Source organism: Enterococcus sp. DIV2419, from assembly GCF_051711865.1.
In the GTDB taxonomy this organism is placed as follows: domain Bacteria; phylum Bacillota; class Bacilli; order Lactobacillales; family Enterococcaceae; genus Enterococcus; species Enterococcus faecalis.
The window spans coordinates 2,365,066-2,384,481 of the sequence record NZ_JBIONS010000001.1; the positions used below are offsets into that span (position 1 = coordinate 2,365,066).

14 protein-coding genes, 1 tRNA gene and 1 riboswitch are annotated in these 19,416 nt (G+C 36.1%); of the genes, 2 read left to right on the forward strand and 13 right to left on the reverse strand.

Annotation, left to right across the window (positions count from 1 at the left end):
* Window positions 1-20: 20 nt before the first annotated feature.
* On the reverse strand, window positions 21-1,790 hold the full coding sequence (erfD, locus tag IGI97_RS11135) for a multidrug ABC transporter ATP-binding protein/permease ErfD (protein WP_002358756.1): 1,770 nt from the start codon (window positions 1,788-1,790) through the stop codon (window positions 21-23).
* On the reverse strand, window positions 1,790-3,505 hold the full coding sequence (gene erfC / locus IGI97_RS11140; RefSeq protein ID WP_438738638.1) for a multidrug ABC transporter ATP-binding protein/permease ErfC: 1,716 nt from the start codon (window positions 3,503-3,505) through the stop codon (window positions 1,790-1,792). Before erfC ends, erfD begins: the two co-directional genes overlap by 1 nt.
* 253 nt (window positions 3,506-3,758) lie before the next feature.
* On the opposite strand from erfC, the gene IGI97_RS11145 reads away from it, so the two are divergent.
* On the forward strand, window positions 3,759-4,421 hold the full coding sequence (locus IGI97_RS11145; RefSeq protein WP_010712038.1) for a TetR/AcrR family transcriptional regulator: 663 nt from the start codon (window positions 3,759-3,761) through the stop codon (window positions 4,419-4,421).
* A gap of 80 nt (window positions 4,422-4,501) precedes the next feature.
* On the opposite strand, the gene IGI97_RS11150 is transcribed toward IGI97_RS11145, so the two are convergent.
* The 5 genes from IGI97_RS11150 to rpoN all read right to left on the reverse strand — a co-directional run bounded on the left by IGI97_RS11150 (window position 4,502) and on the right by rpoN (window position 11,777).
* Complete coding sequence (locus tag IGI97_RS11150; protein ID WP_002358753.1) at window positions 4,502-5,293, reverse strand: alpha/beta hydrolase; 792 nt, start codon at window positions 5,291-5,293, stop codon at window positions 4,502-4,504.
* A gap of 38 nt (window positions 5,294-5,331) precedes the next feature.
* Window positions 5,332-6,798, reverse strand: coding sequence for an MDR family MFS transporter (locus IGI97_RS11155; RefSeq protein WP_438738640.1), 1,467 nt, complete (start codon window positions 6,796-6,798; stop codon window positions 5,332-5,334).
* 169 nt (window positions 6,799-6,967) lie between these two features.
* Window positions 6,968-8,152 (reverse strand): methionine adenosyltransferase, encoded by a 1,185-nt coding sequence (metK, locus tag IGI97_RS11160; RefSeq protein ID WP_002355656.1) that lies wholly within the window; start codon window positions 8,150-8,152, stop codon window positions 6,968-6,970.
* A riboswitch (SMK box riboswitch) is annotated at window positions 8,150-8,245 on the reverse strand. Its footprint overlaps the gene before it by 3 nt.
* A gap of 122 nt (window positions 8,246-8,367) precedes the next feature.
* Window positions 8,368-10,245, reverse strand: coding sequence for an acyltransferase family protein (locus tag IGI97_RS11165; RefSeq protein ID WP_438738642.1), 1,878 nt, complete (start codon window positions 10,243-10,245; stop codon window positions 8,368-8,370).
* A 200-nt stretch (window positions 10,246-10,445) separates the two neighbouring features.
* Entirely contained in the window at window positions 10,446-11,777 is a 1,332-nt protein-coding gene (gene rpoN / locus IGI97_RS11170) for an RNA polymerase factor sigma-54 (protein WP_002361288.1), read from the reverse strand.
* A gap of 58 nt (window positions 11,778-11,835) precedes the next feature.
* On the opposite strand from rpoN, the gene IGI97_RS11175 reads away from it, so the two are divergent.
* Window positions 11,836-11,907, forward strand: a tRNA-Arg gene (locus tag IGI97_RS11175).
* A gap of 655 nt (window positions 11,908-12,562) precedes the next feature.
* Here IGI97_RS11175 and IGI97_RS11180 read toward each other — a convergent pair.
* The 6 genes from IGI97_RS11180 to IGI97_RS11205 form a co-directional block, all read right to left on the reverse strand.
* Window positions 12,563-12,763: a cold-shock protein gene (locus tag IGI97_RS11180; protein ID WP_002355647.1), complete on the reverse strand. Its 201-nt coding sequence runs from the start codon at window positions 12,761-12,763 to the stop codon at window positions 12,563-12,565.
* Between the two features lie 205 nt (window positions 12,764-12,968).
* Entirely contained in the window at window positions 12,969-15,311 is a 2,343-nt protein-coding gene (locus tag IGI97_RS11185; protein WP_010824431.1) for a lectin-like domain-containing protein, read from the reverse strand.
* Between the two features lie 97 nt (window positions 15,312-15,408).
* Complete coding sequence (locus IGI97_RS11190; protein WP_010777430.1) at window positions 15,409-16,068, reverse strand: WxL domain-containing protein; 660 nt, start codon at window positions 16,066-16,068, stop codon at window positions 15,409-15,411.
* A 47-nt stretch (window positions 16,069-16,115) separates the two neighbouring features.
* A complete protein-coding gene (locus IGI97_RS11195) occupies window positions 16,116-17,144 on the reverse strand; it encodes a DUF916 domain-containing protein (protein ID WP_016632836.1) in 1,029 nt (342 codons plus the stop codon).
* Window positions 17,145-17,156: 12 nt separating this feature from the next.
* Window positions 17,157-17,849, reverse strand: a complete 693-nt coding sequence (locus IGI97_RS11200) for a winged helix-turn-helix domain-containing protein (protein WP_002383033.1) — start codon at window positions 17,847-17,849, stop codon at window positions 17,157-17,159.
* Window positions 17,846-19,321: a helix-turn-helix domain-containing protein gene (locus tag IGI97_RS11205; RefSeq protein ID WP_010777428.1), complete on the reverse strand. Its 1,476-nt coding sequence runs from the start codon at window positions 19,319-19,321 to the stop codon at window positions 17,846-17,848. Before IGI97_RS11205 ends, IGI97_RS11200 begins: the two co-directional genes overlap by 4 nt.
* Between the last annotated feature and the right edge of the window lie 95 nt (window positions 19,322-19,416).

Sequence of the window (19,416 nt, forward strand, 5' to 3'; positions counted from 1 at the left end):
CATTTTGCTTCTTTTTCGACTTATTCAAAAACAAATTGATTTTTATAAAGTTCCGCATAGAATCCATCTTGTTCAACTAGTTCATGGTGGTTGCCTTCTTCAATGACTTCACCGTCTCGTAAAACAATAATCCGATCCGCATTTAGAATCGTTTTCAAACGATGGGCAATCACAAAACTGGTGCGCCCTTTAATTGCTTCGTCCATCGCTTTTTGGATTTTAGCTTCTGTTACTGTATCAACATTACTTGTTGCTTCATCCAAAATTAATAATTCTGGATTGGTAATAATCGTTCGTGCAATACTTACTAATTGCTTTTGCCCCGTACTGAAAAGGTTATTCTCTTCCGTAATCTCAGTATCGTAGCCTTGCTCAAGATTTACAATAAATTCATGGATATTCGCTTGTTTCGCTGCTTGAACAATTTCTTCATCCGTGGCCTCTGGCTTACCAAAAGCAATATTCTCACGAATTGTTCCTGAAAATAGAACGGACTCTTGCAAAACAATGCCTACATGTGAACGCAAGCTATCTAAATCCATTTCACGAATGTCCACACCATCAAACGTCACGGCGCCTTCATTCACATCATAAAAGCGATTCATTAAATTCATAATCGTTGTTTTTCCTGAGCCTGTCGGTCCGACTAAAGCGACCATTTCACCTTTATCCACATGAATAGAAACATCTTTCAACACAGGCGTTTCTGGATTATAGCCAAAAACAACATGATTTAAAGCCACAGCTTTGTTAATCTCTTCTAATTTTTCGCCATTTTCGGGACGAATTTCATCTGGTTCATCAAACATCTCATTTAAACGACGAGCGCCTGTAACAGCTAATTGAATCATGCTATAACCTGAAGAAATTTGCATCAATGGTTGATAATATTGTTGGGAATATTGGACAAACATAACGACTAAACCTAGCGCAGCGGCACGATCAACAGAACCATTGATTGCTAACCAACCACCAAAGAAAATAACAATTGCCGTATTGACTAATGACATTCCTTGCATCATTGGGAAAAGTAATCCTGAATACACTTGACCTTTATACGTAGCTGCACGAACTTTTTCATTTTGCTCTAAAAAGCCGTCAATGGTTTCTTCTTGTAAGCCATTAGTGATAATCACACGTTGCCCACTAATTTTTTCATCCATATAGCCATTTAATTTACCCACTTCATCTTGCTGTAAATCGACATATTTGCGCGCCTTGCTAATCACAAAGACCGCAATTAAAATCGCAATCGGCGTAGAAGCAATTGTAGCCCATGCCAGTTCCACATTTTGACGGAACATCATGATTAAGACACCAACCAATAAGGCAATATTGGTTAACACTTGTAGCAACGCTTGGTTTAAACTGTTTTGGATGTTGTCTAAATCACTAGTAAAACGACTTAAAATTTCACCATCTTGATGAGAATCAAAGAAACGAATCGTCAATTTTTCTAGTTTGTTAAACAAACCAATCCGCATGCGGTTTGTCGATTTCCCCACGACTTGTGTAAAGAGAATGCTATAAATGAAACTAGCGGCACTAGTTAAGACATAAAAAATGAGTAGTTTCCAAATGACAGAAACGAACGCACTTTTATCGTCTTTTCCTTGCATCACATTAACCGCATATTTCGCTAATTCCTGAATAGCTTCCCCAACGAATTGCGGCGCTTTGACTTGTAAATAAGTCGCTGCGAAAATTGCTAAGAAAATAAAGAGGAAAGAAACTTTGTAACGTTTTAAATAATGATAGAAAAATTTACTAGCTTTTATTAAATCAGTCATTAAGCTTCCTCCTTTCCTTTTTGAGTTTCGTAAATTTCTTGATACACGGGGTTCGTAGCTGCTAATTCTTCATGCGTGCCTTCCCCGACTAAACGTCCATTATCCAATACTAAAATACGATCTGCATGGACAACAGAAGAAATTTTTTGGGCAATAACGATCGTGGTAGTCTCTTTTAACTCTCTATCCAACGCTTCTCGGACTAACCGCTCCGAACGAGCATCCAACGCGCTGGTGCTATCATCTAAAATCAAAATTTTAGGCTCACCAATCACACCTCTTGTAATTGATAACCGTTGTTTTTGTCCACCAGAAAAGTTATTACTCCGTTCTTCGACGGGTGCATCATAACCTTCTGCTAATTTTTCAATAAATTCCTTGGCTTGGGCGATGCCTGAAGCCCGTTCCATGTCCGCTTCAGAAGCGTCATGTTTACCATGGCGTAGATTTTGCGCAATCGTTCCAGAGAACAGGATTGCTTTTTGCAACACAAAGGAAACTGTTTTTCGTAAACTGTGTTCGTTCACTTCTCGTAAATCGACACCACCAACTTCAATCTTTCCTTCTGTCGGATCAAATAAACGTGGAATTAATTGTGCCAATGTAGATTTACCAGCGCCAGTTGCGCCCACAATCCCAATCATTTCACCTGGCTGAATAGAGAAAGAGATGTCTTTCAAGGTATCTTCTTCATCCCCAGGATAACGGAAAGATACGTGATCAAACTCAACACTACCAATTAACTCTTGTTCTGGGACTTTTTTGTAGGTAACATCTGGTTCTGTTTCCATCACTTCTTTAATCCGCTTAATGGAAACAGCGGCACGAGAAGTCATCATCATCATCATTCCGCCGATAATAATCGCCATCATGATTTGCATTAAATAGTTCATAAAGGAAGCGACACCACCGATTAAAGTTGGATCATCCTTGACTAAGTTACTCACAAAGAAAATCGAGCCTACAACAGCTAAGTTCGCCACCAACATAAACGCTGGAATCATCACAGCAAATAAGCTACCTACGATTAAGTTATGGGTGGTTAATTCTTCACTCACTTTTGTAAAACGTGACAATTGATTTTTTTCTTGAACAAATGATTTGACGACACGAATGCCTAACAAATTTTCTTTTGCGATACCATTAATCTTATCAATCAAGTTTTGAATAATCATGAAATGCTTGCCCATTTGCGAAAAGGACAGCATAGAAATCAAAATAACTGCGATGACAAGTGCAACAATCACCCACCATAGTTGTGGCAAGGTTAGCATCGCTAAAATAAAACTCCCGATAAATAAAAAAGGAATTCTAAAAAGTGTCTGCAACGCAATCATAATGACATTTTGAATTTGAGTAACGTCATTTGTTAAACGAACAACTAAGTTACCTGCTGAAAATTTTTCGATATTGCCAAATGAAAAGGTTTGGATTTTGCGGAAAGTTGCTTCACGAATGTCAGCACTGACACCTTGGGCAACTTTGGCAGAAAAAATTGTATTAATAACCCCTGCAACGAGCCCTAATCCTGCAATGGCAATTAATTGAATCCCTAAGTTTTTCATTTTGTCGCTATCGTCATTCATAATTGCTTCCAACACTTGTTGTAACAATTTTGGTTGCCAAAGTGCTGAGACAACCATTACGATCACCGCCAACAAGGCAATAACTACCGAGCCTTTGTATTTTTTGGCGTGTTGAATAATAAGGTCCATCTTATCCCTACTTTCTTAAAATAGTTCCCTGCTTCTTCAGTGTTGGTCTGCGAATTCTTCCCCATTACAAAAAAATCAATTTGCTCATTGACTTCACCAATTTAACACTGTAAAATAAGGCCGATTCATAATTTACCATTTTTAGTGGTAAAATACAAGCGAACAAGTTAATTTTTCACAAGTTTTTCCTATCATAAAGTGTACCTTCTTTTTGATAAACTTACGAAGATAACGTTTAATAGGAGCTAAAATCATGGAACCGAAATTATCAAAAGACACGATTATTGCAGCCGCATTTTCTTTGTTAAAAAAAAGTCCCACTTTAGAACAACTTTCTATGCGTAAAGTCGCCAAACAGCTTGGTGTACAGGCGCCCGCAATTTATTGGTATTTTAAAAATAAGCAAGCCTTACTTCAAAGTATGGCTGAAGCGATTGAAGAGCACTTTCAAGAACCTGCATTATGTGGTGAATGGTATTCTGACTTACTAGCCTTCATGGAAAACTATTATGATCTCTATCAACAATTTCCCTGTGCCGTAGCTATCGAAATCCAAACCGTCCCTGCCTATCCCCAACGATTACGCCATTTGAATCAAATGATGGGCATTTTAAGAGAAGCAGGTTTTTCACCAGAAATGACTCATTTAGCAGTAACGTCTTTACAACATCTTTTATTTGGGATGATTATGGACGCAACGGAGGAAAAACAGCTCGTTTCGCAAGTATTGAACGGAGATGACTATTTAAAAGAACAAGTGCTGCACATGAAACAATATGTCTCCGACAATGAGTTAACGTACATGGAGGAAAGCATTCAATTTCGACACTCCATCCACCAAAAATCCGCCTTTATTCAAGCCGTTAAAACCTACTTAGATGGGTTGCAAGCAGACAACACATCTTCATCTAAATAAAAAAAGCCCTTGGTCCGTCAGTCATTTCGACTGACGGACCAAGGGTTAACTTTTAAAATAAATAGCGAAAACTACTTTCTCTATTTTGGTATTGGTAGCCAAGCCAAGGCTTTTTGAATCCATTCATCCCAGAACACCCAGTCATGTTCTCCTGGTCCAGTTTCAAAAGTGTAACTTGCCTGTGCCTGTTCCAACGCTTGAGCCATCTGTTGATTAGCAGAAAGTAACATATCTTGTTCCCCACAACAAAGGTAAAATTGGGGCATTTCTGTTTGGCTTTCTACTAATTGTTGTAATAAATACAGCGGATCGTGAATGGAACCTTCAATTTGATCTAACGGGCCAAAAATACCTTCCCAATAGCTTCGCTTACGGACTTTTAATAATTCCCCAAAACTAGTGGATGATAAACTGACTGCCCCAGACAAAGAAGCAACGGCTGCAAAAGATTCTGGTTTCGCTAATCCTAATTTCAAGGCGCCATAACCACCCATTGACAAACCAGCGGCAAAGGTTTTTTCTCGTTTTGTACTTAACTGCGGAAAGAGTTGATGACAAATTTTCGGTAATTCTTCTGAGATAAACGTCCAATAGTTCATATCGTATTGCGTGTCCGTATACCAAGCTAAATCCGTGGACGGCATAATGACAGCAATCCCCAAATCAGCGACATACCGCTCAATAGAGGTTCTGCGAGCCCAGACACTGTGATTCCCTCCCATCCCATGTAATAAATACAACACGGGAATATCTGTCAATGCTGCTTGGGTACTTGTGCCCACTTTTTTTACCGTTTCTTGTGGTAAAATTACGTTCACATTCACTTCCATTTCCAATAAATTTGAATAAATATTTGCTTGTAAAAAGGCCATCTACTTTTCCCTCCAATACTCTTTCTATTAGTGTACCACTAAACCTTCACTCGTTGCGCTTTTGCGAAAATATTTAACAAAAGAGCGACAACAACTAAGCCCGCACCGACTAAGTAAACATTATGCAGACCTGCATAGAGGATACCGCGTAATGGTTTTAACAATGCAGCTGGAATTAAATTTGCAGTATGTGGATTCACTAATTGATTCATGACATCTGCATCGACGTTTAACGCGCTCGCTTCCAATTTTGCAAACATTCCTGCATTTAAAATCACACCAAAAATTGACACCATCACAGTCTGCCCAATTGTACGCACCAACGTATTAAACGATGTTGCAACCCCCATTTTTTCAGGCTCCACTGTACTTTGTGCGGTCACCGTAGTCGTTGTGATAGTAATCCCAAAACCAACTCCTAAGACAGAAGACACTACAAAGAAAAGCCAAAACGGAACGGCCATTGGCATTACCACTAAAAAGATGGCCCCGACTAATAGAATCGATAACCCAATCGTTAAGACTTTTTTCATAGCATATTTTTCCATAAAGCTACTTGCTATAAATGATCCAGCCATCCAAAGTAACGACATAGGCGCTAAAACTAAGCCACCAATTCCTGCACTTTTTCCTAAGACGCCTTGCATCCACATCGGAATGTAGACATCAATCCCCATTAAGAAACCGCTAATAAGCGCCGCAATAAGATTTACTAAAACAAACGTTGGTTGATTAAATAAATGCAAATCAATCACTGGGTCTTGCGCGCGTTTTTCTATCATCACAAACGCTACAAAAAAGAGCACACTCAAACTCAAACAACCAAATGTTACTAATGTAAAACCATTATCGCTAATCATTTGAAAACCTAGCAATAACGTTAGCAACACTGCCATCAAAGTAACGCTGCCCAAAATATCCATTGGCATCTTGGTCCGTTCCCGCTTTGGTTCAACTAAGAAAATACTAATCAAGCCCAATAAAACAAGTCCAATAGGAACATTAATGAAGAAAATCCAATGCCAACCGACTGTATCTACAATAAAACCACCTGCTAACGGACCAAAAATACTAGCAATTCCCCAGGCGGCACTGTTTAAACCTAAAATTTTCGCTCGCTTGTCCAATGTATACATATCGGCAATAATCGTTAACGCAACTGGTAAAATTGCGCCTGCCCCCACACCTTGAATTGCGCGGGCAATAATTAAAGTCAACATATCTTGAGCAAAACCACACAACGAGGAGCCCAAAATAAAAATGATAATGCCAATCATGAAGACAGGTTTACGACCAATTTTATCCGCAAGTTTCCCATAAATCGGTGTTAACATCGCATTCGTTAATAAATAAATTGAAAATACCCAGTTCATAATTTCCATGCCATGTAACGAGCCGACAATCGTTGGCATCGCAGTAGACACAATGGTCCCTTCAATGGCTGTCATAAATGTTGCCACAAAAACACTCACCGTGACTAACTTAACATTTGTTTCTTTTGCCATTTGTTCACATCCTTTTCTATTCAATTGTCAATTTTCTAAATTGCTCCATAGCTATTCTATACAAAAAAGAACAAAATGTCTTAAAAAAATGCTTTTTCATAAAAAAATTATTGCAAAAAAAACAAGAAGTCAGCCAAGTATTGGCTGACTTCTTGTTTTTTTTATTTAATTATTCAGCTAAACTAGCTTTTAACGCTTCAACTTTATCTGTTTGTTCCCAAGGTAAATCAATATCTGTTCGACCAAAATGACCATAAGCCGCAGTTTGTTTATAAATTGGGCGACGTAAATCTAGCATTTCAATAATACCTGCTGGACGTAAATCAAAGTTTTTACGAACTGCTTCGATTAATTTACTTTCTGGAAGATCACTCGTACCAAACGTATTAATAGAAATAGACACTGGTTGCGCCACACCAATTGCATAAGCTAATTGGACTTCTACTTTTTTCGCCAAACCAGCAGCAACAATGTTTTTCGCGATATAACGCGCAGCATAACTAGCAGAGCGGTCAACTTTGGTTGCATCTTTTCCAGAAAAAGCACCGCCGCCATGACGAGCATAACCGCCATAAGTATCAACGATAATTTTACGACCAGTTAAGCCGGCATCTCCTTGAGGGCCACCGATTACAAAGCGACCAGTTGGGTTGATAAAGTATTTTGTTTCATCATCTAAAAGTTCATGAGGAATCACCTCATTGATTACTTGTTCTTTAATGTCTTTTTCGATTTGTTCTAAGGTTGTTTCATCATCATGTTGTGTACTGATGACAATCGTATCCACACGTTGTGGTTGACCTTGATCATCATATTCCACTGTTACTTGAGATTTTGCATCAGGACGTAAGTAAGGTAAGACTTTTTCCTTCCGCAATTCTGCTAAACGGCGAACCAAACGATGACTTAACGCGATCGGTAATGGCATTAATTCTGGTGTTTCGTCAACGGCAAAACCAAACATTAAGCCTTGGTCACCAGCGCCAATATCGTCTTTTTCATCTTGATCACGCACTTCTAAGGCTGCGTCAACCCCTTGAGCGATATCAGGTGATTGCTCATCGATTGCTACAAGAACTGCGACAGTCTCTCCATCAAATCCATATTTTGCTCGTGTATAACCAATATCTTTCACAGTTTGACGAACAATTTTTTGGATATCTACATAAGCTGTTGTAGAAATTTCTCCAAATACTAGGACTAAACCAGTTGTTACGGATGTTTCACATGCCACGCGGGCCATCGGATCTTTCTCCAAAATCGCATCTAAAATTGCATCACTGACTTGGTCAGCTACCTTATCTGGATGTCCTTCTGAAACGGATTCTGATGTAAATAAATGTCTTTCTGTCATAATGTTATTCCCCCTAAATAGTTTCGGTTACAAGGCATCTTTAGTAAGTAACGACAATTACTTGCTAAATCCTTTCGGGAACTTGTAACAAAAACAGTATACCAGATATCTAAAAAAAAAGCTTAGGTTTTCAAGAAAATCATTAAATTACCTATATTTGCTTTTCCTATAACAAAAAACTTCCAGCCCCTTTCATCTGAGCTGGAAGTTTCTTGCTACTGTAAAATTTTCTCCGCGATAAAGTGTGTATATTGCTCGCCACCTGCCACATTTGGATGAACTCGGTCATCATAAAACCAATCATCATGGGCGTTACTATAATTAAACCAGTCAATGACCGTTAAGTTATCGTATTTTTTGTCCATTTGACTAAGTAAACTATTCACTTGATTTTGCCATCTTCTAGTTGGGACGCGAACATTAATCCAATAAACTTTTCGATTACCTAACGCTTTCATAAATTCATCAAATTGTGCCTCTGTAAAAGGACCATTCGTACCTAAACTCACTAAAACAGTATCTTTGAGCATTTTCTTTTTGTCTAGTTCACCAATTAGTGAAATGCTACTATACAATTGACGGCCCACTTCCCCATCGATAATCATTTTAGGAAAAATATCTTGTAACCCGCTAGCACCATCTAGAATAACAGAATCACCAATAGTTGTGATTTCTAAATTCTGCGCTTTTTTTACTTGCTCTGGTGTGAGTTGTGTGGGTAGAACGTCTTGGCTTTCACTCGGTTTTGTACTACTTTCTGTGGACGTGCTACTATTTTTCGTGCCACTTTCTTGAACTTCTTTTTTACGTTCTTCAATTTTTTGCTGATTTTTCGCAATATTTTTTTCTAGTTGCTCTTGTTGCGCACTTTTAGCGTTTGCTGGGGCCACAATTAAGCCGAATACTGCAATCACGCTAATCACTGTCATAAAGGCCATTGTCCCTTTTTCACGAAGGTCCCACGGTTTCCGTAAGAACTCAGTGAATTGAGTCCAGACATCCTTATAAGACAATCGTGTCAGTGGATGTTCGATAAAACGATAAGACAATTCGCTCACTACTAAAATTAATGCTATTTCAACCAATGAATGTAGAAAAACATGGTCCGATAAGGTCTTAATTTTGGCCTCATAAAAAATCATGATTGGGAATTGATACAAGTAAATGCCATAACTCCGTTTACCTATCCACGTAAAGACTGGATTCGTCAACCAACGATTCATATCTGCCCCTGGATGTGCAGTGACGGCCACTAAGACAGTGGCTGCCAAACTAATTAAAAACATACCGCCATAATAAACAAAATTTGTATGATCTGATAATGTTAAAAAGGCTAATACTAAAAGAATTAAGGCACATAAACCAGCGCCATTTAAGATTTTTTTAGAGGCTTCTGGAATTTCTTCTTTCAAACGTGTGCTTGGCCAAACATACGCCAATGCACTACCTAGTAAAATAGAAAAAACACGTGTGTCTGTTCCATAATAGACACGTGTAGGATCTGCGCCAGGAACATATAAAACGGCCATCAGCGTCACCGAAATTAAGGCGCCGATTAAAACTAAACTGAAAATTCGACCGCGCTTACGAACAAAGCGTTCCAGAAGAATAAAAAGTAATGGCCAAATTAAATAATTTTGCGCTTCAACTGCCAATGACCAAATATGTACAAATGGCGATTGTGTCGCAAATCCATCAAAATAAGAAAACCCTTTAAAAATTTGCCACCAGTTGTTGTAATAAAAAACACTACTAGCGACAACGCTGCGAATATTGTTTAATAAATCCTGCTGAAAGAGTGTAATATAACTAACTGCACTTAAAAGCATCACAATTAATGCTGGATACAGCCGTTTCATCCTTCGCACATAAAATCCTTTTAAATCAATGGTCTGATTTTCTGCCCATTCTTGCCGCAACAAGTCGTTAATAAGATAACCTGAAACAACAAAGAAAACCGGAACACCTAAGTAGCCACCTCGCATGACTTGGGGAAAAAGGTGATACAAAATCACGCCAATTACAGCGATCGTCCGAATGCCATCAAAACCTGTAATATAGCGTTTTTTCTTGCTATTTGCTGTCTGATTCATTTGTGCTTTCCAACTTTTCTATAAAATTATTCTTTTCCTTTATTTAAAGAAGCAAGTAACTTTAATATACGTTTTTTCCTAGGAAATGGCAAGCAAACTTTGTCTCCTTTAGGCTTTTTTTACAATTCAAAAAACCAACATTTTTTAAATTGTAAAAAAACAACCAAAGCTTATGAAAATCACTCATAAGCTTTGGTTGTTTACTCATATCGTTTTCGTTTAGATGAAGATGGAATCCCTAGGGCTTCACGATATTTTGCCACCGTTCGCCGGGATATTTCCATGCCTGAATCTTTTAATCGCTCGACTAATTTTTGATCAGATAACGGTTTACTTTTTACTTCTTGATCAATTAATTTTTGTAGTTGCTTTTTAACCATCGTTGTTGAGACATCCTCGCCATCTTCTTCTGATGAAAGAATACTTGTTGAGAAGAATGAGCGCAATTCAAAGACGCCAAACGTGGTTTCTAGATATTTTCCATTAACCGCACGACTAACTGTCGATTCATGAATAGACAAAGCATCCGCAATTTCTTTTAAAGTCATTGGTTTTAATGGCCGATCTGCTTCTAAAAAGAAGGCTTCTTGACGACGCACAATTTCTTGCCCTACACGTAAAATTGTATCCCCCCGCTGATTCACTGCGCGCTCTAACCATTCAAATTCGTTTTTCTTATCCTTAATATATTCTTGGACTTCTTTGTCGTCAGTCTCTTGCATTCGTTTGAAATAATTTTCTTGAAAATTTAATGTCGGTCGACCAGCTTTGTTGGAAATCACCACTATTCGATCTTCCTTGATTCGGACAGTTAAATCTGGTCGAATATACAATTCCTCGGTCGCATCAAAAATATTCCCTGGCGCTGGCGATAACGTTTGTATATAATCAAAGATCAATTGAATTTCTGCTAATTCAATCCCGAATTTTTTAGCTAACGGGCCCCATTTACGACTCACTAAGGCATCAAACTCTTCCTCCAATAAAATATACGCTAAATTAGGCGCGGTATCGTCTCGTTCTGTTTGTAGCATCAAACATTCTTGTAAATTGCGTGCCCCCACACCTGCTGGATCTAGCTGTTGTAACAAAGTTAATGCATCTAGCATTTGAATGGCGCTTGCTTCGGTTTTCTCTGCCGCTTCTTCTAACGAAATCGTTAAATAACCATTCACGTCTATATATTCTACTAAAAACAAAACCAATGTTCGCAAGTATGTATCGCGGTAATTCAAATGAATTTGATCAATTAAAGACTCAAATAATGATAAATGATAGTCTGGAATTTGATTCATATAATTATTTTCTTCGTCTTGGTTGGTGTAAGAACGACTAGTTATCGGAAAATCTGTGGTGTACTGCGTGTCTACTTGTAAATCAATTAATGGATTCTCTAGTGCTTTCGCTTCAACAAAGGCAGCGAGTTCTTCCGTATTAAATTGTAAAATTTGAATAGATTGTTGAAGCTGTTGAGTCATGGCCAACTTCTGGACTTGTTTTTGTTGTTGGGACATTCGTTGCTCAAATTTCATTATTTTCGTCCTCCCTCTTGTAATTTTTGTCAATATCAGCTAAACTAGTATTCGTGCCGCGCCCTTAGTGTAGTGGATATCACGTAAGATTCCGGTTCTTGAGACGGGGGTTCGATTCCCTCAGGGCGCGTTATTTAAATATGTTGATTTATCAACGTTTCTGGACACTCTTTATTCATCTAAAGAGTGTTTTTTTTTGTTTAGGAATGATTTTTCTATCCGTAGTTTTTTTAAATGTTGCTTGTGGCAAGCTCAATCGCACTTAACGCGACAACATTTGTTCTGCTTCAGCTACAAATCCAATAAGGTTAAAATTCCTCCGTTCCTATTGTAACGCATAACGTTTCCTTTTTCTATCTGCTAAACAAAGTATTACGACCAGCAAACACCTGCTTCTCTCTTAAAGATCCCTTTCTGATTATATAGTAAATTGCTTTTAATTTGTTAATTATTTTACCTAAAACTTGATACCCTAATTAAATAAAGAACCTGGGGCAAAAATCACTTTGGATTTTTGTCCCAGGCTTAAAACCTGATAATTGGCGGGAACAGAACCGTTCAGCTTCGACCTCTAAAATACTTAATTAGAAATATGCTACCCGCAATCACGCCGATTACGATTACTAGCCAAAATAATCCACTTACAAGTAACAGCTCAGTTAAGGTCATCTTCAGATTCTCCTCCTTTAAATGGCATCTGCTTTGTTTTGCTATGTAATTGATGGCGAGATCAGACAACAGCTATCAAAAAAACGGACCAACACGTGGTCCGTTTTCATTCATTATTAAGCTTTTACGATGTTCGTTGCTTGTAAGCCGCGTGGACCTTCTTCAGTATCAAAAGTTACTGCTTGGCCTTCGTCTAAAGTTTTAAATCCATCTGATTGAATAGCTGAAAAATGTGCAAATACATCATTGCCATCTTCACCTGTAATAAATCCAAAACCTTTGTCTGCGTTAAACCATTTTACTGTACCGTTGTTCATATATATTTCCTCCTAGTGCATAAAAATATGCAAGTTATTGCAAAAAATGTTGAGTGGCAAAAGGAGAAGTATAGTTTTTAAATATATAACTCAAATTACTTATCAAAATTGATTACTTAATTACTATAACATATTTACTAGGAATAAACAATGCCCACGACTTTTCCTTGGACTTTCTAAACAAGAAAAATTACTTATTTTCAACTTATGTTGGGGCTGAGATTAGATTCCACTGAATTTTCCCTTGATACGTTCCGATTCCCATTGCATTATTGGGGTTAAAATAAAAACCATTCGCTTGTTCTTGATTGACTGTGATTCTAGTTGCTGTATCAGTAGGATTACTCCGTAAAATAGTCACTGGTTCCGTACTAATGGATGTAATTTGTCCATCTAACTGATAATAGAAAAAATTATTAGATGCAGTTAACGCTTTTGACGTTCCGCTTGCTGTATTGACGAAATTTGAATCTACTAAATGGGCTTCCAATAGCCAATTGTCACGTTTTACACGACTATCAGTTATCGCTATTTCCCCTATATTAGTAACTTTTTCAGGATTTCCACCAATTTTCAATGCATCGCTACTAAATGCTTGTGGCACTTTTTCAAATGCTAAAAATCCTTCTAGATATATATCATCTAAAGAGAGAATTTCAGATTTGTTTTTTTCTGAATCCATGCAATATATCTTCAACGTATAGATTCCTGGTGTTAAAAGTGAGGTATCATAGTTCAATTCTACTTCTTGTGTCTCACCAGGAATATGTTCAATTGTTTGTCGATATGGTTCACTTTGCCCTTCTACCTCCATTATAATATCTAAGTAAGAACTATCTTTATCTTCTACTAAAACAGGTATTTTTATTGGACTGCCCTTGTAAAAAGTATTACTTTGCTCAGTTTCTTTTAACGAAACTGATGGAGCATTCTGTTTAAACAATGTGATTTTAGAAGAAGTGGATAAATTATTTTCATTTTTCAATAAATACTCAACCGAAAATTCACCATATGACAATTTTTTGAATGCTTCGATCATATCATAAGAAAAATTACCTTCTTCATTCGTGATCGTTTCTTGGTTTAATGTAACAAGCTGAAGTTCTCCGCCTTGCGCATAACCAATCGCTTGCGTAATAGAAGCGGTACCTTTCGCTATCCAACTGGTTTCAATCGATAATTCAGTTAAATTATTATCTACAATAACCGCTTGATCTTTAGGTGATGTAATTGTAGCACTTAGCGTTACAGGCTTGATAGTAAACGTATAAGGTTCTAAATTATAAATCGCATTTCTTCCAGAAAAACGATTTGTAATATTCTGATTGGTAAAATTATCATTTTTAGTTTTCACTTTAAAACTTATGGTAGAAGAAGTTTGTGTGTTCTCTTGTTTATTACCTAATGGCGGAATTTGATTGTCGCTCGTCTTTAACGTATTCGCTGACCAAATTAAAGTATCTGATATGTTATTTCCATCAATGGTCGTCGTATCAGGAACTACTTCTATTCCTTCAGGTAAAGTTGTTTCTAGTAAAATATTTTGCCAGTTCTGCTTGCCGTCCAACCAGTCTGCTGTAACATTTACTGTATAGGTTGTATTGCCTTCTAGCACTGCACCGTTTGGAAATTCTTGACCGTCTTTGTTTACTACGTTCATCTTTACTTTTGCGTCCACCAAACCTGGTACTCTTTGAAAAACAACATTTTGAACAGCTTTATATGTAGGTCCTGTTGATCCAGTAAATCCCCAATAAGCCGTTGATACACTGCCATTTAAAAAAACTTGCGCGTTCAATATTTCAGAGTTTATGATGATTGGCGTACCTCCATTAATTTGATACGCCAAAACGCCCTTCGTAAAATCCGACTCGTTTGTTTGCCAATGTAAATCTAACCTATTCCAATTTCCGTTAGCTAAGTCAACATCTGTAATCAAATTATCATGCTTTACATATCTTGTTGACGTGCCTAAAAGCACATAATTATCTTGATAACCTGCTTCCATTCCTGGATAAATGACTGCAATATGACTATTTTTATATACGCCAGAAATACCATTATCAAAAAAACCGTCCTGTGAACTTCGATTGCCATATAAATCAAACTCTATCCCAATAGAATTAGGAATACCTAAGGTGCCTTTATACTTATTTTCCCCAAGCGCTCCCATTGAAGCCCCCGAATAGGTAAACCATTTTAATTCTGGCGTGGCCCCTTGTAAAAGAAAAACCATACCATCACCGGCAGCACCAGCAACCCCAGTCTGTTTAACATAAGCAACCATATTAAAATCTTTTTTAAAATCCAATAAATTATATTCTGTACTCCAGAGTGCTCCTACTTGATTTGGCAGACCATTCGTAATAACGCCGACATCATCAACCACTTCGGAGGAATTATTAGATACTCCCAAGTTTGTTGTAAAAATTCCATCTAGTGAGACTCTGTTTGGTATTGTCTCATCTGCTTGAACACTACTTGAAAATATTAAAAAATAAGCGAGTAAACACAACAAACTAAATCCTTTTATTAAATTACACTTCAATTAATAATCCCTCCTAATGGTTTCTTCACTTTCCTATTGTGGAATGAGTGACAACGTCCAAGTAAATCTACTATAGTAAGTTGGATGCGTCTGTTTGCTATTCACCAATTGGAACTTGCGCGATTGTCCAAGTAAAAGTGCTTTTGTAACTACCAGCTGAATTCCCGTCTGCAATATTCAAAGATGCACCAGAAAATTTAGAAATCCAAGTCCCGTATCCTTCACCGACATTGGCTGACACAACCGTTCCCGCATCAAATCCTGAAACCGGATCTACGATACCAGAAATTGATTTAACAATTGACGGGGCTGCAGAGGTATTATCTGTTCCCGCTTCAAGACTAACGGGAATTGTGATATTAACTCCCTTGAGTGCGACATCCGCGCTTTTAAAGCTTGAGATATTTAAACTTAAATTCCAACCTGCTCCAGTTCCTCTTCGATCTGTAATTTGAGCATTTTTTTCATACCCATTTTCAATTTGGGTTGGTGTTAATGTGTCCATAAATTGACCGGATAATCCTTCCCCCTTAAAATCAAAACTAGGAACAGCGTCCAATGTTAGAAGGCCAGTTTGACCCGTTCCGTTGGGGTTTTCTGGATCTGTAATTTGCGGCGTAACTGGGCCAGCCTCCTCTTCCGTAAGTGCTTGTAATGTCGCAGTTCCTTCTGAAATTGCAGGTGTAACTGCCAAAGCCTCCTTACCTAAAAATAATGTTGATCCCACTAACATTGAAAATAAAATCGTTTTCTTCATCTTTCTTCCTCCTAAATAATATATATATAAATAAGAACAACTCGTTCTTATCTATCCCTATTTCTTCTCTTTCTTAAAAGTAATATCATAAGTAATAAAATAACTAGCCCAAACCAGATACAGGTGACTAAATAAATAATTTTTCGATTACTGATTTTGGTACTCGGTATTGCTTCATTTTGGACACCTTTTTTCTCTTTAGATGTAATTTCAAAATCCTCAGATAAACGCCATTTGTTTTTTTTATCTCTCGATTCTATCGTCAGTAGCATCTTATATTTACCTGGTTTAAGCTTGTTTTCCTCAATTTTGTCTGGCGCTTCATAAATACTATTAGGTGCGATGGAAATCCCTTCTTTTTTAAACTTTGCTATTTCTTTTCTATTCATATCTTGAATCGTTTTTTCAACAGAATAGAATGAAACTAACGACGGAGAAACATTAGAAATAGAAGAAATAATTGAAAAATAGCCACCATACGTACCCAGTTTAACTTTGTTTAATTGAAAATCTTTGGGCACTTTTTCCTCATTCATTCTTAATTGACATCCAATAACCATAGAAAACTCGTTAGTAATTTGAACAGTCTTATTTAAAGACTCTACCTGTTGTTCATCTTTTTCTTCTCGAATATAAAATCCACCTAAAATAATCCCTGGAAACTCCTCCCTTGGTATAGATAATACAAAATCAACGTTTTTCTTTGTATGAGGTTCAATCGAGACCACTTGCTCTTTTGATACGAGTTTATCAAACTGATACTTTAGATTATCCGTATTCTTTAAATCCATACCAGAATAGTCAATCGTTCCATTCCTAGTTGTTTTAGCTGTATTGGGTGTGATTTTTATTTTTATTTTTTTGTTGCTACTGTTGTTTATTTGAATAGTTACTATTTGTTTTTCTCCTTTTGAAACAAGTAAATCAAAATAACTGACATTTTTATTTAGTTGGTTCTCAGGAATGATTGCTGTGGCACTATATGGAATTGCTTGATCTTCTTCAGCACAGACCGAAAGACCATAACCAGCAATTGCCATAAAAATCATCATGAATAAACTAATTTTTTTTACCATAAGAACTCCTCCTTAACAGCTTTCTTTAAACTTATAACCAATCGAGCGCACCGTATAAATATAGTCTGAATTCCCAGCAATTTCTCGTAGTTTTTCTCTGACGTGCTTAGCAATAATTGACAAACGAACTGTATCTTTTTTCTCAAACGTTTCTTTTTCCCATATATTTTTTGCGATTTCTTCATAATTCACAACATGGCCTTTTTTATGATACAAAGAATTAAAAAATTTAAATTCTAACCTTGTTAATTGAACTTGTTTTGAATCACCTATGCGCAGACTTCTTTCTTGTGAATTTATTTGAAAATTTAAGGGAGCCTCTATCGCCTCAGTTTGTTGATTCAATTCTTGGAAAAAAGAATAATTATTCGCTAAAATTGTTTTGATATTTGCTGGTGTAAATTTTGTTGTCAGAAAACCCATGACCCCTAAATTCAAATAGATGATTTGCTCGGAACAGGACAGACAATCCGACAAAACAAAGATAGGTACTTTAAAATTCTTACACAATGCTATAATCACTTCATATTTCAAATCATTCTCTACTTCATTCGAGTGATAGATAAGATAAATCTCCTCTTTATTTGGCTTGATATTTTTTAATTCCTTCTCTGAATAATGGTTACTTTCCGCAAAATATTCTTCTATTTCATCTTTATAAATACTATTCAAATTATTACCGATACAAATTATATTCACTTTCATTGGTTATATCCTTTCTCTAAAAAATACAATTCTTCTACAAACTTTGAGATATTGTTTAATTCAGTGTTCATAAAGTAATTTCTAATATAAAAAATCGGAATCTTCTGATTACTTTTCAGATAACGATTAGAGATAATCAATTGTGGGTTTTCTTCTAAACGATTAACAAAACGTATAGGAATTGTAATAAACTTTTGTAGTTTCTTCTCAATCCGAACTTTGTCCCTATCTCCAAGCGCACTGTAAACTAACACGCTAATTTTTTTATCTTTTTCTAAAAGTATTTCTAAGAGAATTAATTGAAGATAGTCAACTGGTAAAGGCAGCTTTTCTCCAGTATTTCGTTCAAAGTATTTTGAAAAATCGGAAAATAACTTATTGATGTATTTCTCAATAGGTTTATCTAAATACTTTTTTTCAAAGTGATAGTAATAAAAAATTTCACTCTTTTTTATTTTTAAATAAAAATTTGCACCGAGATAGAAATATTCTTCTGGACTAAACTTTATGTCAAAATATTGAGAAAGCTGATAAAGAATTGTATTCCCAATCAAAAAAGCTTCTTCCGATAAGATAGCTGGAGAAAGATAAGCGGAAACACTTAAAATTGTTTCAATTGTTAATAACTCATCAGTACTGATAAAAAAGTATAAACATTCTAATTCAACTTGATTATTCATCGCATCATTAAAAAAAATATATTTCCCTAACTGGGTTTCAAAATCTTTCAGCGTAAATAATCGATTAATTACTTCAAAGTGATTTTCTTTTGCTTGCAAACGAAAGTCATGCGCCATTCGGATTTTAGTAACATGTAAAAAATATAAAAAGTTTTCTAACGTATTCTGGGTAATATTAGGATAGATTTTTTGAAAATCTGTTTGTATTCGTTTTATTGATTCTTCAGAATATAGATCATCCGGTGCATTGCTACTAATTTTAAATAAAATGAAATAAAAATAGCGAATCTTTTCTTCATCGCCTACTAAGAGATACTTTTTATTTTTTTTAATGATTTTCAGATAAAATCCATCCAAAATTTCTCTTAACTGCTTCATCGTTCGCTTGACTGAAGACTCACTAATAAATAATTTTTCAGTGTACTGTTCAATCGTCCGTTGCTTCCCATACAATAAATCTATAAGGATACGATAATATTGACTTCTTCTGAGAAAAACGGCAAAATAATAATCCAAAGTAAAACTTGGCTTTTTATGAAATGAATAACAATTATAACTTTCTATGTGAACACTTAAGGATTGATTCTTATCTATCACTGGAAGTATTTCTATAAATTTACGAAGTAACTCATACAGTGTCTGAACCGATAAATTTGTTATTTCATATAATTCTTCATATGTAAGCGATACTTTTTCACTGCTCGCAATGAATTTTAAAATATCATAAACATTTTTATCCTGTTTTTCTAAAAATTGTTCAAATTTTTCATATGTAATAAAATTTTTACTCATCTTAAAACTCCAATTCATATAAAAAAATTTTTTAATTAAATTACTATCTTTTCCACAAATAGTTTTACTTTATACAGTATATTCTATTCGCATAA